Here is a 16,538-nt window from a genome sequence, read left to right on the forward strand (position 1 = left end):
GCGGGGTGATCTATCGGCTTCTCCAGGTGAGAGCATGGGCGCCATAGACAACAAGATGATATGATTCCAAGGAGGATTGCAAATGGTCAAAAAAAGATTCAGACATCTGCTGCTTTGTCTCGCAGTGCTGCTGATGCTGCCGCAACGGTCTGGAGTTGTTGCGGCTGCAGAGCCGACACCGGATACGGCAGATTCGATGTCGGCGTCGGCAACGGGGGTGTCGGAGGTGTCGAACTTCTACAATGTTATCATGCAGACAGGAGCCGATCCTTGGGTTTACAAGCACACGGACGGCTATTATTACAACGCCTTTGCCAACGCCAGCGGCGTCATGATCCGCAGGGCGAAGACCATCTCCGGCATAGAGGCAGGGGAGCGGCGCCTAACCTGGTCACCGGTTAAGGATACCATGTACAGCTCCAATGTGTGGGCGCCGGAAATGCATTATCTCAAGGATACCGACGGCAGCTACAAGTGGTATATTTACTTCGCGGCCGACAACGGAACCAACGCAAACCACCGCATGTACGTGCTGGAGAACGCCAGTGATAACCCGATGACCGGAACCTGGGAGTTCAAAGGGAAAATTACCGATCCCAGCGACCGTTGGGCTATCGACGGTACTGTGCTGACGGTAGGTGAGCAGCACTATTTCATCTGGTCCGGCTGGGAGGAAACGGATGGAAGCTTCCAAAACTTATATATTGCGGAGATGAGCGATCCGCGGACCATCAGCTCGCAGCGGGTATTGCTTTCGACCCCTGAATATGCTTGGGAATCGTCTCCAGGCAGAATCAATGAAGGCCCGCAAGTGGAGATCAGAGGCGACACCATCAACCTGGTCTATTCCGCAAACGGAAGCTGGACAGACAGTTACTGCCTTGGGCTGATCACTGCCAAGATTGGCGATGATTTGATGAACCCCAGCTCCTGGGTAAAACGGGACCAGCCGATTTTCTCCGGCGCCAACGGTGTTTATGGCCCGGGCCACCACAGCATCGTCACGTCTCCCGATGGCACAGAGAGTTGGATTATCTACCATGCCGCCCGCTGGCCGGGATCAGGATGGACCCGCAAGGTCCACACGCAGAAATTCACCTGGAATGCCGACGGCACGCCGAATCTGGGAGAGCCCGTCGATCCGAACATCCCGATTGCCATCCCCTCGGGAGAGCCGGTACGCCAGCGCTATGAGGCGGAAGCGGCTCTGTTGGCGAAGGACCCCGGCACCGGAGCCGGTCCCGCTGTCTGGCGGGAGCCCACCGCTTCCAGCGGGCAGAAGATCGCCAATATCAAGAACGCCAATGATTACGTCCAGTTTACCGTCAACGTGCCGGAGGCGGGATTTTATATGCTGTCCGTGCGCAATGCCAACGGCTCACCCAGTGCAACCGATGCCTCCCACATCTTGTCGGTCAACGGGGGCCCCGGCGCCAATTTGGGCATCGTCTACTCCGGCTGGAACCGTTGGGGACTCTCCACGGCGAAGGTCCATCTTAAGCAAGGCGACAATACCATCCGGTTCTCGGCGAATACTAATCTTGCCGAAATTGACAGTATGGATGTATTCAAGTTTGAAGCTGCGTCGGAACTGCTATTCGGTTCTCCGGGGTACACCCTGGGGTTGGGTGAAAGCCGCAGCTTGCCCGTGTATACAGTAACAGGCACTACCTATTCCCCAGTGGACAGCGGAGTTTCCTTCAGCTCTTCCAACAAAGATATCGCTGATATTGTTGGAAACGGGATCAAGGGGCTCAAGGCGGGCAGCGCCACGATCACCGCAACATATAACGGGAAAACGGCTACGGCCGCAGTTATCGTTGCCGCTGCTCCTAAATCTGTGCAATCCATTGCCATCGGCGGATTGAGCAACATTTTGGCCAGCGGGCAGACAGGGCAACTGCAGGCAGCGGCGCGTTACAACACCTATGAAGTGCAGGATGTGACGGCTGGCGCCACATACTCCAGCAGCAACCCCGATGTGGCCAAGGTGACGGTCACCGGTCAGGTATATGACACCAAGCCGGGGGAGACGGTGATTAAAGCCGCATACAGCGGCAAGGAAGCAACGTTCAACTTAATGGTTACTCCTGATCCGTCTCAGGTTCCCCAGGTTCTTTCCCAAGTAAAAACTCCCTCCGGAGTAACGCCCAAACTGCCCGATGTTGTGGACGTTGTTTACAAAGGGGAGAGCGGCACTGCCCAGGCCAGTTGGAGGCTGGAAGGAATCGACCTCAACTCGCTTGGCACTGTTCAGGTGCCTGTCCTATTGACACTGGATGGTAAGGAGATTCTTGCCGCCGTTTCCGTAGAGGTGATCCCGGGATGGGGCCTTGATGAAATTGTGAATCAGGTTCACAGCAGAATAGATAATTTCTCATACCCTCTGGGCGAAGGTTTGGGCAACTATAGCCGTTCCGCGTATGATGCCCTCCTGGCTAAGCTGAGCTATGCGGAGGAAATATCCACAGACGCCAGTCTGACTGAAGAGCAGTTTAACCAGGCCCGGAGCTCCCTTGCCCAAGCGGAAGCAGATCTGCTGGGTTCGCTCAACAGTACACAGGATGGCGTGTTCTATAATGCTTACCGGGATTTCTCCGGCGATGAAATAGGCAAGTATCCGTTCGGAATTACCACCGAAGACCTAACCAATGGCGCAACCGCCACTGTGCAGGAAGAGGGCGGGAATAAATTCCTTCGGCTGACCACAACCGCTACTTCGGGCAAGGCCAACCTGTTCCTGCCGTTTGCAGGCGAGGTAAAGGCCGGAGCGGATGAGCGCATTGTCATCGAATACCGCGCCAGATTAAACACCAGCTTCCAATACGCCAATGGCGCCATGGTGAGAAATGACAGCGGCACTGGCAATTATTCCTTGGTTTCGGCTTTTGATACGAATAAAATTGTTGTGCAGGATGGGCCGTCAACGAAGAAAACAGTCATGAATTCCCAACTGAATACCTGGTACAAAATCAAAATGGTGGCCAATTGGGATGCCAAGACCTACACCGTCTATATCAACGATGTTGAGGTGGCCACTGATTATAACTTCCGCCACATAGGCGGCGACAAGCTGACCGGCCAGCGGTTCGGTATTGACGGCTACGCCAACGCCTCCATCGACTTTGATGATTTCAAGGCCGTGGTTATCGGAGGACCGAAGGCTGCGCCTGAGGGGCTTGGGCACAGCAATGAAACAGCGGTTGGAGCCAATGACGGACGCATCACCGGAGTGAACGCATCCATGGAATGGTCCTCCGACAATGGGAGCACCTGGTCAAGCGTAGGGGAGAATGAGACGGCCATTGCAAATCTGGCACCGGGGACGTATTGGGTTCGCTACAGCGAGACCGGCACCCATAAAGCCAGTCCCCATGTGGAGTTGACCATCCAGCGTTACAATCAGCCGGAGCAGCCAGTCCTTGTCACCGGCGTGAGTCTGAATCAGACCAACGCCCACCTGTACACGAACTATGGAAGCCCCACCGTGCAGCTTACCGCAACTGTGGAGCCTGCCGACGCGGCTGACAAAACCGTCACATGGAGCTCGTCAAACTCTGCTGTTGCTACCGTGGATGAGAATGGTCTTGTGACGGTCCATACCGCCGGCACAGCTGTAATCACGGTGACCACTGCAGATGGCAGTTACACAGCGACTTGCACAGTGACTGTAAGTGTGTATGAAAATAACGACAGCGGCGGAAGCAACGGAGATGATCAAAATGGCGGCGGCAATTCTCCCGTCCCCACCGCACCTGCCGCTACAAAGAATGAAGACGGCAGTACCACCACCACTGTCACCGACCCGACCACCGGAACGGTGACCGAAACCACCAATTGGCCTAACGGCGACCGCAAAGTGATCACGAAAGAACGCAATGGTACGATTACCGAGGTTGTCACCAAGCAGAACGGAAGCAAGCAGGAGACAGTGAGCAAGTCCGATGGAAGCAGCCGCTCTGTGGTCACCGATACGCAGGGAGTCAAGGTGGAGACCACTACGACCTCCCTTGGGGAAGTAACGGCCAATGTCCATCTGCCCCAAGGCGTGGCGCAAGCGCGGATTACCATTCCGGTCAAGAATGCCTCCGCTTCCACAGTGGTTGTTGTGGTTCATAAGGACGGAACCAGGGAAGTGATCAAAACTGCTGTACGGACGGAGAACGGATTGAGCTTCACAGCCAAAAGTGATATGACAGTGAAGCTGATGGACAATAAGATTGTGTTCCAGGATGTGCCCGCCAGCCATTGGGCTGCGGAAACGATTGCCTTCACCACCAGCCGTGAACTTTTCCAGGGAATGAGTGAAGGAATCTTCGCACCGGATGAAACGCTGAGCCGTGCCATGCTCTACACCGTACTGGCCCGTCTGCAAGGCGTAGAGACCGAGGGTGGACCATCCTGGTACAGCAAGGCGCAGGACTGGGCCACCGCTTCCGGGATCAGCGACGGCAGCGCTCCGGAAGCGGCCATTACCCGGGAGCAGCTGATCACCATCCTGCACCGGTACGCCGGACAGCCTGCTGCGGTCAGCAATAACAAGAGCTTTGCGGACAGCGGCGAAATCTCTGCCTGGGCAAGTAAAGCCATGGATTGGGCCGTGAAGACGGGCATCCTGAACGGCAAACCGGGGAATCTTCTGGAGCCTGCCAGTGTGGTTTCCCGGGCCGAAGTATCCGCCATTCTCGCGCGCTTTATAGCTTGGAGCAGCAACTAAGAATATTGATCGGATAGAAGGAAAAAAACCAAGGAGTCAGGCGGGTTGTTCCCGCTTGGCTCCTTGGTTTTTGTGCGCGGGGCAAATGGTATGAAGGCCGGCTTAAGGGTGAAAATCCCGAACCGAACGGGGTTGGGGGAGCGGTACGGGGATGTGAGAGACCGACGGTCCTATGGGCGGGCAGCATTCTGCCCGCTTGTTGGATATTCTGAGGGGGGCGGGGTTTGAACGGCAGACGACTTTTCAAACGGACCCAGATTCCGTTATTGCTGAAAAAACCGGCGTTTTTCCGTATATCCGGACCGACGATCCGTTATGCGGAAAAAAAGTGGGGTTTGGGCAGCATTGAGAGGCAAATAACGGATCTCCTGTCCGTGAAATCCTCAAAAGAGGGTAATTTTGAAAAATAACGGAACCTGAGTCCGCTCGCAGGGCTGGTCCAAGCCTGTACGGCTGACCCAAGAGGAAGCAGCCCCGGCTTATGCGCAAGAAGTGGCCCGCGCATTCAGATGAACCATTTTCCATATTCATATTGTTTTATTTGCATTTAATAAATTTTCATGGATAGAAGGAATGTCAGCGTTTATAATAATCATATCGTTATATCCTAAATCCAAGGAGCGATATTGATGATTCAGGTAAACCGCTATTGGGAAAGTCTTGACGTACTGCAGGAGAACCGCCAGGCGCCCCGGGCCTATTACATTCCTTACCGGGATGAAGCTTCTGCAGAGCGCGCCAAACGGGGGGCTTCCCCCTACTACCAAACGCTGAACGGCGGCTGGAAATTCCGCTATTGTCCCAGTGTGAAGGAGGTTCCCGGGGATTTTTACGGCGTGGATGCGGAGGTGTCCGGCTGGGATGATCTTCTGGTGCCGTCATGCTGGCAAACCAACGGCTACGACCAACTGCATTATACCAATGTCAACTATCCCATTCCCTTCGATCCGCCGTTTGTGCCCGACGCTAATCCGGCCGGCTTGTATGTCCGGGAATTCCGCCTGAAGGATACCTGGAACGGGAAGGAGCAATATCTGGTGTTCGAGGGGGTCAACTCCTGCTTCTACCTGTGGGTAAACGGGGAGTATGCGGGCTACAGTCAGGGCAGCCGGATTCCCGCCGAGTTCCAGATTACCGATAAGCTGCATCCGGGGGTCAACCGGATTGCCGTGATGGTGCTGAAGTGGTGCGACGGCACCTATCTGGAGGATCAGGATTTGTGGAGATTTTCCGGCATCTACCGGGATGTGTATCTCTTGGCCCGGGAAAAGAACCATATTCGCGATGTGTTCAACCGCCAGGAGCTCTCCGCAGGATTTACCCGCGCCGCCCTCCAATGTGAGCTTGAAACCGTCGGCGCAGTTCAGATTACCGCTGTTTTGAAGGATGCCGCAGGAGCCGTAGTTGCCTCCGGGAAGGCCGATATTAACGGCCGCGGGACAATCAAGCTGGATGTGGACAACCCTGTGCTCTGGAATGCCGAGGCTCCGTATTTGTACAGTCTGTATCTGTCGGCAGGCGGAGAGGTGCTCCGTTTTCAAACCGGCTTCAAGGAAGTGAAGGTCCAGGACGGCGTCTTCACCGTCAACGGCAAAGCCATCAAGCTGAAGGGCGTCAACCGCCACGACTCCCATCCGCAGCTGGGACAGACCATTCCTTTGAACCACATGATTCAGGACCTGAATCTGATGAAAGCGCATAACGTCAATACCATCCGCACCTCCCACTACCCCAATGATCCCCGGTTCCTCGACCTGTGCGATCAATACGGCTTCTACGTGGTGGACGAGGCCGACCTGGAATGCCACGGCGTGGTAAACACCGGCTCCTGGGAGGAAGGAAGCTTCCATATCCTGACCAATCATCCCGATTGGAAGGAAGCCTTTGTGGAGCGGGCGGTCCGGATGGTGGAGCGGGACAAAAACCATGCCTGCATTGTCTTGTGGTCCATGGGCAATGAATCCGGCTACGGGCCCAACCACATCGCCATGGCGGAGTGGACCCGCCGCCGTGATCCCTCCAGGCCGGTTCATTACGAAGGAGCGGCGGCCAAATACAAAGGCGATCCGAACATCGAGTCTCTGGATGTGCAAAGCCGCATGTACGCCTCCATCCCGGAGATGATCGAGTTTGCCGAGGACCCGGCCAATACCAAACCCTTGTTCCAATGCGAATACAGCCATGCCATGGGCAACGGTCCCGGTGATTTGAAGGATTATTGGGATGTCATTTACCGTTATCCCAAGCTCATGGGCGGCTGTGTCTGGGAGTGGTGCGACCATGGCATTCTTACCCAAACGGCGGACGGGGTGCCATATTATGCGTACGGCGGAGATTTTGGGGATAAGCCCAACGACGGCAACTTCTGCATCGACGGGCTGGTTACGCCCGACCGGAAGCCGCATAAGGGCTTGCTGGAGCTGAAGCAGGTGATTGCCCCGGTGCGGATCGAGGAGAAGGACCTGGCCAACGGGGAGTTGACCATTACCAACCTGTATGATTTTGTGGACCTGTCCGGGCTGACCTTCCTGTGGAAAGTGGAAAAGGACGGGGAGACGGCAGCCCAAGGGGAACTGTCCGGGATCAATGCCCAGCCGGGCCAAAAGAGCGGCCTGCAGGTGCCCTTCCGGCTTCCGGCGGACGCGGCCGGCAGGTACTATCTGGCGGTAAGTGTCCGCACCCGTCAGGATTATCCGTGGGCGGAGGCGGGTTACGAGGTCATGTTCGCCCAGTTTGAACTGCCGGCAGCCGCCGCAGATCACGCGGCTCCCGCTGCGGCGCTGGAGCATCTGGTGGCCGTGGAGGCGGTGCAGGAGGGCCACCTTCTGGCCGTATCCGGCTTCGAGTTCCGCCACGACTTTGACCTGTATGACGGCGTCTTTACCGGAATTTCCTACAATGGAGTGCCGATGCTGGCGGCTCCTGCCTCCTTCAACATCTGGCGCGCTCCTACGGACAATGACCGCAGAATCCGCCACAAGTGGGAGGCCGACGGCTTCGACCGCGCAGACATGAAGGTGTACAACACCTCCTGGTCCAAGACGCAGTCGGGCGGAGTGGAGATTGTGGTCCAATACTCCCTGGGGGGCTATATCCGCAAGCCCATCCTTCACGGCGAGGCGGTGTGGCAGGTGGAGAAAACGGGGGAGATTGCCCTGGACACCCGGGTGCAGGTGCGGGAGGATGCGCCATTCCTTCCCCGCTTCGGTCTGCAGCTGACCATGCCCGCAGGCAACGAGGAAGTGGAATATTTCGGCTACGGACCGCATGAAAGCTATATGGACAAACGCCACAGCGTCCGCAAGGGCAAGTATCTGTATCATGTGGATGAAATGTTCGAGAACTACGTCATGCCTCAGGAGAACGGTTCCCGCTATGGCGCCGATTGGGTCATTGTCTCCAACCTGCTGGGGATGGGCCTGAAGTTTGTTTCCGGCGCAGAGCATTTCTCCTTCAATGCTTCCCACTACCTGCCGGAGGACCTGAATCAGGCCAAACATACCTATGAGCTGGCGCCCCGGAAGGAAACCATTGTGCAGCTGGATTACAAGCTGAGCGGGGTGGGCTCCAACTCCTGCGGACCGGAGCTCTTGGACCAATACCGCCTGAACGAGAAGGAATTCAGCTACAGCCTGCGCATCAGCCCGGTGTTCAAGGAGGATTTGTCATGAACTTCACTCCCGATACCCGGACCTTAAACCTGGGATACAATGTTCTCTAGGGGAGGCATAGCACCCCTGATGAAGGAAATGGACGCCGTCTGCCAGACGGCGTCTTTTTTTGTTTTCAGAGGCAAACAAAATAGCTATTTATCGGGACGAATATTACTATATCGACCAGTAGATCAAATGATAAGATCATGAAGGACTAAAGCAAATTCGCTATAAATGGAGGTGAATCAGCAATGGCTATTGCGGGAATTGATATTGGGACCACCGGCTGTAAATGCACAGTGTATGATCGGAAGGGACGCTTCGTAAGCGAAGCCTATAAGGAATACCTGCCAGGCAGCACGGATGAACATACGATGATGGATGCCGCTATGGTGTGGAACGATGCCAAGGAGGTCTTGCGGGAAGCGGCAAGCCAGCTCCAAGTGCCCCTGGAGGCGATTGGGGTTACTTCTTTCGGAGAAGCCCCCATATGGCTGGATCGCCAAATGAAGCCCATGGCGCCTTCCATGCTGTATACGCATCCCGGCGGCCAACTGCAGTGTGTGCGTTTGACCCAACATTTTGGCAAAGGGTATATAACTCAAACTACAGGATTAAACCCGCATCCCATGTACAGCATCTCCAAGCTTATGTATGCTCGGGAGCAGAATCCGGAGCTGGCTAAAGACTGCCGGGGCATCTGCTGCTTCGGAGACTTTATTGTCTATATGCTAAGCGGGGTCCGGCAGATGGATTATTCCTTAGCCAGTCGGACCATGGCTTTTGACATCAACACCCTGAAGTGGGATGAAGCCATTCTGGAATACGCGTGTATCGACAAGTCCTGGATGCCCGAGCCTGTTCCGATTGGCTCCATCGCGGGGAAGATCAGAAGCTCGGTGGCGGAGGAGCTGGGGATTGGCGGGGAGGTTATCATCGTATCCGGATGCCATGACCAGATTGCGGCAGCGATTGGAACAGGAGCATACCGGCCAGGGATGGCGGTTGACGGAACCGGAACGGTAGAGTGCATGACTCCCGTATTTGGCCGTGAAGTCAATCGAGAGCTGCTGTATGCCGGAAGCTACCCGGTTGTTCCATTTTTGGATGATGCTTATGTGACGTATGCGGTTTCTTTTGCCGGGGGAGCGCTGTTGAAGTGGTATCGGGATAAGCTGGCTTATATGGAAGCGGCGGAAGCCCGTAAGCAGGGAGTCAATCCATATGATGTCTTCAATAACCGGATTGATAATTCCAAGCCTTCCGGATTGCTGGTGCTGCCTCATTTCACAGGGGGAGGAACACCTTACATGGACCCGGGATCAAAAGGGGCGATCTTCGGCTTGACTGCGGAAACCGCCAGTGTGGAGATTTATCAAGCGCTGATGGAAGGGGTCACCTTCGAAATGGCGCTGAACATGGAACGGTTATCCGCAGTGGGGATTCAGATTCATACGCTGCGGGCGACTGGGGGCGGGGCGTTGTCCCCTGCCTGGCTTCAGATGAAGGCGGACATCCTGAACCGTCCCGTTGTTTCCCTGGGAGCGGCGCAGTCCGGTACATTGGGCAGTGTTATGTTGGCCGGGGTTGCATGCGGGGTCTATGCCTCTCTTCAGGAAGCGGAGTCTGCCTTGATCAAGATCGGACTTACGTATGAACCGGACCCGCAGAAGCATGAACGATATCAATCCTGGTACCGCAAATACAAAAAATGTTATGAAGCCGTGAAGAGTGTGATGACGGCCGATGAGGAGGAAAAAATCTATGATACCTAAGAAAAAAATAACCTTCGCCTTATATTTTGGCAACCGGGGATTTATGCCGGAGTCCTTGGCCCTGGAGGCACGGAAGGAAGTCTCCAAAGCGGTTGTCGATGCCGGCTATGATTATCTGATAATGGACGCGCAGGCTACCCGCAACGGATCAGTGGAAACAAGAGAAGAAGGCCGGATTTACGCCCGATGGCTCAAGGAGCATGAGGGAGAGTTCGACGGCGTCATTCTGTCGATGCCGAACTTCGGCGATGAGAATGGGGCAATCGCCGCTTTGGAGGAATGCGGGAAGCCCATCCTGATTCAAGCCTATCCGGATGAAATCGGCAAGATGGGATTTGAGCATCGAAGAGACGCATATTGCGGGAAACTGAGTATTGAGGATGTATTTCATCAATACCGTGTCCCTTTCACCGCGCTGCAGCCGCATGTTGTTCATCCTTCCTCAAAGACGTTCATGCAGAACCTCCGTGATTTCGCCGCGATTTGCCGGGTTGTGAACGGGATGAAGAAATTCACCATCGGTTGCTTCGGCGCGCGCACTACAGCCTTCAAGACTGTGCGGTTTGATGAAATTACGCTGCAGAAATACGGGATCACTGTAGAGACCTTTGACTTGTCGGAACTCATCCATCGTGTGCAGCGGATGAGTGATGATCGTCCGGAGGTCACAGCCAAGCGGCAGGTCTTTCAGGACTATACGAATTGTTGTCACGTACCCGACGAAAAACTCACTGTTATTTCCAAGCTGAGTGTTGTTCTGGACGAGTATATGGCCGAATATCGGATGCAGGCCATCTCTATCCGCTGTTGGGACGAGATACAATCGATACTTGGAGTTTCGCCATGCGTGATTCTAAGCGAGCTGAATGACAGAGGGATTGTCGCTTCCTGTGAGATTGACATCTGTACGGCCATTAACATGTACGCCTTGCAGCTGGCGGCAGAAGAACCGGCAGCATGTCTGGATTGGAACAACAACTACGGGGATGATCCGGACAAAGTGATCCTGTTCCATTGCGGACCTGTAGCCCAAAGCTTGATGACGGGCAAAGGTACTGTAACCGATCACAGGATGATTGCCAAGACCATGCCGGGTTGCGGCTGGGGCAGCAATGAAGGGCGAATCCGCTCCTTCCCGATGACCTACTCCAACTGTATAACGGAAGATGGAAAGCTGACGTTCTACATGGAAGAGGGAGAATTCACGGAGGATGTCATTGAGGAGGGGTATTTCGGCTGTGCCGGCGTGGCCCGAATTCCCGGCTTGCAGAAGAAGCTGATTACCCTGGGCCGCGGCGGCTTCCGTCACCATACTGCAGTGGGCGTGGGGCATGTAAAGCAAATTTTGCAGGAAGCCTTCAAGTATTATCTGGGCTACGAAATTCTTGATTTGGAGGCGGGCGCATGTTAGTCACGTTGACCGATGTATTGAAGCTGGCGGAGGAAAAGGATTATGCGGTTGGATCGTTTAATACGCCCAATCTGGAAAGCATTATGGCTGTGGTGGAGACAGCCGAGAAGCTGGATGCTCCGGTTATTATCAGCCATGCCCAAGTTCACGAAGCGTTCATGCCCATCGAGAAGATTGGCCCTGTTATGCTCCATTTTGCCAAAACAGCAACGGTGCCCGTCTGTGTTCACTTGGACCACGGGGAAGATCTGGAATACGTAGAAAAGGCGCTAAAGCTGGGATTTACCTCCGTTATGTATGACGGTTCTCTCTTGCCTTATGAAGAGAATGTTCGCCGTACCATTGAAACGGTTCGTATGGCGAAGGCATACAATTCCAGCGTCGAAGCGGAGATTGGCATCCTGGGCGGGCGTGAAGCGGGGGGAAGCGGGCCGGCAGTTTCCATGGAAAAGATGTACACCGATCCCGATATGGCTGACCGGTTCGTTGGCGAGACCGGGATTGACGCGCTGGCGGCTTCTTTCGGCACGGCCCACGGATTCTACAAAGCCAAACCAAAGCTGGATTTTGCGCGAATCGATAAAATTAAGGCATTGGTTGGAATTCCGCTGGTGATGCACGGCGGTTCCGGCGTAAGTCCGGCGGACTACACCACGGCCATCAGCAAGGGAATTCGGAAGATCAATTATTATTCTTACATGGCCCGGGCGGGAGTACACAAGGTGGAAGAGCTGCTCAAGAATCAGCAGGTTGATTTCTTCCACGACATCTCGACGGCTGCTATAGATGGGATGAAGGCGGATATTGAAAAGGCGATGAAGGTGTTCTATCATCTCCAAACTGAATAGCCCTGTTTTCTTTGCGATAGGCAGAGGGCAGAATGCCGGTTAGCCGTTTGAAGGCTTTGGTGAAATAGTTATAATCGGGAATACCGACTTGCTCGGCGATTTCGTAGATCGGGCAATCCGTATCGCCTAACAGCTTCTTGCCCAATTGAATCCGGATATTCCGAATATGCTCGGCAATGCCTACACCGAAGCTCTGCTCCGACAGTTTATACAGGTGCGACTTGCTGATGTTGAATTGCTTGCACAGAACAGAGACCGAAAGATCATCCTTAATATGCTCCGTAATGTATCCGTCGATCTTCTGAGCCAGGGTATCCTGTTTCAGAATCAACATCCGGGAGAGGTACAGGTAGCTGGCGCTCATTTCCATCGTTCTGGCGTAAGCCTCTATAATGGACTTGGAAATATGCTTCTTCCGCTGAAAGGCGTTGTATAGCTTATTCATATCCAGATCATAGCTGCTCACATTCTGGTAGATCCTATCCCATAACGCTTCACGTGATCCGGTTTGCAGCAATTGGCCGAACATAAGATAGCCGATGATCTGGTTGTCCGCCTGGATCGGCACCACCGTCTCGGTAAGCCCGGCATGGCATTCATAGGTATATAGCCGACGCTCGTTCTTAACCTTGCTGCAAGCTTCTTGATCACAACGAATACACGCGGCTTCTGCCCGCGGATCACTTCTGATGATGTGGCAGTAGGTTGAAAGCCGAGTGGGATAGGCAGCCAGTTCATGGAAGGAGTGATCGAAGATAGCCGTACGGATGCCTGTCAGTGTGTAAAAGTTACGCAGCAGCTCTCTAACATCCGCAAGGTTAAATAACAGGTTCATCAGATTGTTCCCCCAGCCAATTTGAATGTGTTTCGACATGCTGGTTCTATTATCATACAACTACCCGCGGCTCTCAACAACACTTGGAAAAACTCCAATAATTCCTAAAAAACCAATGTTTATAATAGTCACATCGTTATATCCTAAATCCAAGGAGCGATATGGATGATTGAGGTAAACCGCTATTGGGAAAGTCTTGACGTGCTGCAGGAGAACCGCGAGGCGCCCCGGGCCTATTACATTCCTTACCGGGACGAGGCTTCCGCAGAGCGCGCCAAACGGGGGGCTTCCCCTTATTACCAAACGCTGAACGGCGGCTGGAAATTCCGCTATTGCCCCAGTGTGAAGGAGGTTCCCGGGGGTTTTTACGGCGTGGATGCGGATGTGTCCGGCTGGGATGATCTTCTGGTGCCGTCATGCTGGCAAACCAATGGCTACGACCGGCTGCATTATACCAATGTCAACTATCCCATCCCCTTCGATCCGCCGTTTGTGCCCGATGCCAATCCGGCCGGCCTGTATGTCCGGGAATTCCGCCTGAAGGATACCTGGAATGAGAAGGAGCCCTATCTGGTGTTCGAGGGGGTCAACTCCTGCTTCTACCTGTGGGTAAACGGGGAGTATGTGGGCTACAGCCAGGGCAGCCGGATTCCCGCCGAGTTCCAGATTACCGATAAGCTGCATCCCGGGGTCAATAGGATTGCCGTGATGGTGCTGAAGTGGTGCGACGGCACCTATCTGGAGGATCAGGATTTGTGGAGGTTTTCCGGCATTTACCGGGATGTATACCTCTTGGCCCGGGAAAAGAACCATATCCGTGATGTGTTCAACCGTCAGGAGCTGTCTGCCGGATTTACCCGCGCCGCTCTCCAATGCGAGCTTGAAACCGCCGGTGCTGTTCAAGTCGCCGCTGTCTTGAAGGATGCCGCAGGAGCCGTTGTAGCCTCCGGAAACGCTGCTATTAACGGCCATGGGAAGATTAGGCTGGAAGTGGACAATCCGGTGCTCTGGAATGCCGAGGCTCCATATTTGTACAGTCTGTATCTGTCGGCAGGCGGGGAGGTGCTCCGGTTTCAAACCGGCTTCAAGGAAGTGAAGGTCCAGGACGGGGTCTTCACCGTCAACGGCAAAGCCATCAAGCTGAAGGGCGTCAACCGCCACGACTCCCATCCGCAGCTGGGACAGACCATCCCACTGAACCACATGATTCAGGACCTGAATCTGATGAAGGCGCATAACGTCAATACCATCCGCACCTCCCACTATCCTAACGATCCCCGGTTCCTCGACCTGTGCGATCAGTACGGCTTCTATGTGGTGGACGAGGCGGATCTGGAATGCCATGGTACGGTGAATGCAGGCTCCTGGGAGGCGGGCAGCTTTCATACCCTGACCAATCATCCCGATTGGCAGGCAGCCTTTGTGGAGCGGGCGGTCCGGATGGTGGAGCGGGACAAGAACCATGCTTGTATTGTCATGTGGTCCATGGGCAATGAATCCGGCTACGGGCCCAACCATATCGCCATGGCAGAGTGGACCCGCAGGCGTGATCCCTCCCGGCCGGTCCATTATGAAGGAGCGGCGGCTAAGTATAACGGCGATCCGAACATCGAGTCCCTGGATGTGCAAAGCCGCATGTACGCCTCCATCCCGGAAATGATCGAGTTTGCCGAGAATCCGGACAATACCAAACCCTTGTTCCAATGCGAATACTCTTGTGCCATGGGCAATGGCCCCGGCGATCTGAAGGATTATTGGGATGTGATCTACCGCTATCCGAAGCTGATGGGCGGCTGTGTCTGGGAGTGGTGCGACCACGGCATTCTTACCCAAACAGCCGATGGGGTGCCGTATTATGGATACGGCGGAGATTTCGGTGATAAGCCCAATGACGGCAATTTCTGCATTGACGGGCTGGTTACTCCCGACCGGAAGCCGCATAAGGGCTTGCTGGAGCTGAAGCAGGTGATTGCCCCGGTGCGGATCGAGGAGAAGAATCTGTCCGACGGGCAGCTGATGGTGACCAACCTGNAATCTGTCCGACGGGCAGCTGATGGTGACCAACCTGTATGATTTTGTGGATCTGTCCGGGCTGTCCTTCCTATGGAAAGTGGAAAAGGACGGGGAGACGGCAGCCCAAGGAGAGCTCTCCAAGGTTAATGCCCAGCCGGGCCAAAGCAGCACCGTGCAGGTGCCCTTCCGGCATCCGGCGGATGCGGACGGCAGCTATTATCTGACGGTAAGCGCCCGCACCCGTCGGGACTATCCGTGGGCGGAGGCAGGCCACGAGGTGGCGTTCGCCCAATTCAGACTGCCGGGGGCGGCAGCCTCCGCTGGCCATGCGGCTCCCGCTGCGGCGCTGGAGCATCTGGCGCCGGTGGGGGCGGTGCAGAAGGGCCACCTTCTGGCCGTATCCGGCTTCGAGTTCCGCCACCAATTTGACCTCTATGACGGCATCTTTACCGGAATTTCCTACAATGGAGTGCCGATGCTGGCCGCCCCCGCCTCCTTCAACATCTGGCGCGCCCCTACGGACAATGACCGCAAAGTCCGCCACAAGTGGCAGTTCGAGGGTTTTGACCGGGCAGGGATGAAGGTGTACAACACTGCCTGGTCCCAAACTCCGGAGGGCGCAGTGGAGATTGTGGTCCAATATTCCCTGGGCGGCTATATCCGCAAGCCCATCCTTCACGGCGAGGCGGTGTGGCAGGTGGAGAAAACGGGGGAGATTGCCCTGGACACCCGGGTGCAGGTGCGGGAGGATGCGCCTTTCCTTCCCCGCTTCGGTCTGCAGCTGACCATGCCTGCAGGTAACGTTGAGGTGGAATATTTCGGCTACGGACCCCATGAGAGCTACATGGACAAACGCCACAGCGTACGGAAGGGCAAATATTTGTATACCGTGGACGAGATGTTTGAGAATTACGTCATGCCCCAGGAGAACGGTTCCCGCTACGGCGCCGACTGGGTCATCGTGTCCAACCTGCTGGGAATGGGCCTGAAGTTTGTCTCCGGCGCAGAGCATTTCTCCTTCAATGCCTCTCACTACCTGCCGGAGGACCTGAACCAGGCCAAACATACCTATGAGCTGGCGCCCCGGAAGGAAACCATTGTGCAGCTGGATTACAAGCTGAGCGGGGTGGGCTCCAACTCCTGCGGACCGGAGCTCTTGGACCAATACCGCCTGAACGAGAAGGAATTCAGCTACAGCCTGCGCATCAGCCCGGTGTTCAAGGAGGATTTGTAGGGATTGACCCGAAATTGGAGCCTCCGGGCGCAGCGGACAGAGGATTCGTTAT

8 protein-coding genes are annotated in these 16,538 nt (G+C 55.1%); 7 read left to right on the forward strand and 1 reads right to left on the reverse strand.

Features of this window, described 5'->3' with window-relative positions:
* The first annotated feature begins 82 nt into the window (after positions 1-82).
* From DQG13_RS01145 to DQG13_RS01165, 5 genes are all read left to right on the forward strand, one after another.
* Positions 83-4,717 (forward strand): family 43 glycosylhydrolase, encoded by a 4,635-nt coding sequence (locus DQG13_RS01145; RefSeq protein WP_113017520.1) that lies wholly within the window; start codon positions 83-85, stop codon positions 4,715-4,717.
* A gap of 629 nt (positions 4,718-5,346) precedes the next feature.
* Positions 5,347-8,388 carry a glycoside hydrolase family 2 TIM barrel-domain containing protein gene (locus DQG13_RS01150; RefSeq protein ID WP_113017521.1) on the forward strand — a complete coding sequence of 1,014 codons (3,042 nt, stop codon included), beginning with the start codon at positions 5,347-5,349 and terminating at the stop codon, positions 8,386-8,388.
* Between the two features lie 233 nt (positions 8,389-8,621).
* Positions 8,622-10,145, forward strand: coding sequence for an FGGY-family carbohydrate kinase (locus DQG13_RS01155; protein WP_113017522.1), 1,524 nt, complete (start codon positions 8,622-8,624; stop codon positions 10,143-10,145).
* Positions 10,135-11,556 carry an L-fucose/L-arabinose isomerase family protein gene (locus DQG13_RS01160; RefSeq protein ID WP_220094311.1) on the forward strand — a complete coding sequence of 474 codons (1,422 nt, stop codon included), beginning with the start codon at positions 10,135-10,137 and terminating at the stop codon, positions 11,554-11,556. The genes DQG13_RS01155 and DQG13_RS01160 overlap by 11 nt, the downstream gene beginning before the upstream one ends.
* Positions 11,550-12,404, forward strand: a complete 855-nt coding sequence (locus DQG13_RS01165) for a class II fructose-bisphosphate aldolase (protein WP_113017523.1) — start codon at positions 11,550-11,552, stop codon at positions 12,402-12,404. The genes DQG13_RS01160 and DQG13_RS01165 overlap by 7 nt, the downstream gene beginning before the upstream one ends.
* Here the strand turns inward: DQG13_RS01165 and DQG13_RS01170 are convergent.
* Positions 12,337-13,239: a PocR ligand-binding domain-containing protein gene (locus DQG13_RS01170; protein WP_181592500.1), complete on the reverse strand. Its 903-nt coding sequence runs from the start codon at positions 13,237-13,239 to the stop codon at positions 12,337-12,339. The genes DQG13_RS01165 and DQG13_RS01170 overlap by 68 nt on opposite strands.
* Positions 13,240-13,404: 165 nt before the next feature.
* Here DQG13_RS01170 and DQG13_RS31705 point away from each other — a divergent pair, with 165 nt between their 5' ends.
* Both DQG13_RS31705 and DQG13_RS31710 read left to right on the forward strand, forming a co-directional pair.
* Positions 13,405-15,312 carry a glycoside hydrolase family 2 TIM barrel-domain containing protein gene (locus tag DQG13_RS31705; protein ID WP_309472213.1) on the forward strand — a complete coding sequence of 636 codons (1,908 nt, stop codon included), beginning with the start codon at positions 13,405-13,407 and terminating at the stop codon, positions 15,310-15,312.
* On the forward strand, positions 15,293-16,486 hold the full coding sequence (locus tag DQG13_RS31710) for a beta-galactosidase small subunit family protein (RefSeq protein WP_309472214.1): 1,194 nt from the start codon (positions 15,293-15,295) through the stop codon (positions 16,484-16,486). The genes DQG13_RS31705 and DQG13_RS31710 overlap by 20 nt, the downstream gene beginning before the upstream one ends.
* Positions 16,487-16,538 lie beyond the last annotated feature (52 nt).

Origin of the sequence: Paenibacillus sp. YN15 (genome assembly GCF_003285005.1) — a bacterium.
In the GTDB taxonomy this organism is placed as follows: Bacteria; Bacillota; Bacilli; order Paenibacillales; family NBRC-103111; genus Paenibacillus_AR.

Excerpts from the sequence above, each read along its gene's own strand:
- DQG13_RS31710 (WP_309472214.1), top strand. The coding sequence starts at position 15,293 with ATGGTGACCAACCTGTATGATTTTGTGGATCTGTCCGGGCTGTCCTTC.
- DQG13_RS01145 (WP_113017520.1), top strand. The coding sequence starts at position 83 with ATGGTCAAAAAAAGATTCAGACATCTGCTGCTTTGTCTCGCAGTGCTG.
- DQG13_RS01150 (WP_113017521.1), top strand. The coding sequence starts at position 5,347 with ATGATTCAGGTAAACCGCTATTGGGAAAGTCTTGACGTACTGCAGGAG.
- DQG13_RS01170 (WP_181592500.1), bottom strand. The coding sequence starts at position 13,239 with ATGAACCTGTTATTTAACCTTGCGGATGTTAGAGAGCTGCTGCGTAAC.
- DQG13_RS01165 (WP_113017523.1), top strand. The coding sequence starts at position 11,550 with ATGTTAGTCACGTTGACCGATGTATTGAAGCTGGCGGAGGAAAAGGAT.
- DQG13_RS01155 (WP_113017522.1), top strand. The coding sequence starts at position 8,622 with ATGGCTATTGCGGGAATTGATATTGGGACCACCGGCTGTAAATGCACA.
- DQG13_RS01160 (WP_220094311.1), top strand. The coding sequence starts at position 10,135 with ATGATACCTAAGAAAAAAATAACCTTCGCCTTATATTTTGGCAACCGG.